The sequence below is a fragment of the Nguyenibacter vanlangensis genome, from assembly GCF_013376155.1.
GTDB classification, from domain to species: Bacteria; Pseudomonadota; Alphaproteobacteria; order Acetobacterales; family Acetobacteraceae; genus Gluconacetobacter; species Gluconacetobacter vanlangensis.
In genome coordinates this window covers 1-653 of the sequence record NZ_JABXXP010001139.1, presented here as the reverse complement: position 1 = coordinate 653, position 653 = coordinate 1, and the positions used below count along the sequence as shown (strand labels likewise).

Sequence of the window (653 nt, the reverse complement as noted above, 5' to 3'; positions counted from 1 at the left end):
AGGGCGGCCGCGCCCGGCTGCTGGCCCGGCTGGGCCCCGAGGCGGCCGAACCGGTGGACGAATTGCTGTCGGCCGCGCTGCGCTACGAATCCCTGCATCCACCCTCGCTGCAGGGGTTCCTGCATTGGCTGCGTGCCTCGCAGGAGACCGTCAAGCGCGAGCCGGACGCCACCGCCGACATGGTGCGGGTGATGACGGCCCATGGCGCCAAGGGGTTGCAGGCGCGGCTGGTGATCCTGCCGGATACGGCAGGCACGGCGAAATTCGATGGCGGCATCGTCTGGGCGCGCGACGACGTGGCCGGGCTGGACCTGCCGCTGTGGGTGCCGCGCGCCGAGATGGGGATCGGCGTGACCCGGGCCCTGCAGCAGAAGCTGCGCGATGCGGCGACCGAGGAATATAATCGCCTGCTTTATGTCGCGCTGACGCGGGCCAGCGACCGGCTGGTGGTCTGCGGCTGGCAGCAGAAACGCACCATTGCGGACGAAAGCTGGTACATGCTCTGCCGCCGCGGCTTCGAACGCGCGGGCGCCGAGGAACGGCCGTTCGATCTGGGTGGGGGAAGTTGGGGCGAGACCTGCCTGGTGCTGGAGGAAGCGGCGCGCGTCGCCTCGACCGAACGGCCCGCGGCGGTGCCCGCCCCGGTCTTGGCG

1 protein-coding gene is annotated in these 653 nt (G+C 71.4%); it reads left to right on the top strand.

Going from position 1 to position 653, the window contains the following annotated elements; translation table 11 throughout:
- A partial coding sequence (locus HUK84_RS21730; protein WP_281362895.1) for a 3'-5' exonuclease occupies positions 1 to 653 on the top strand: 653 nt, incomplete at both ends.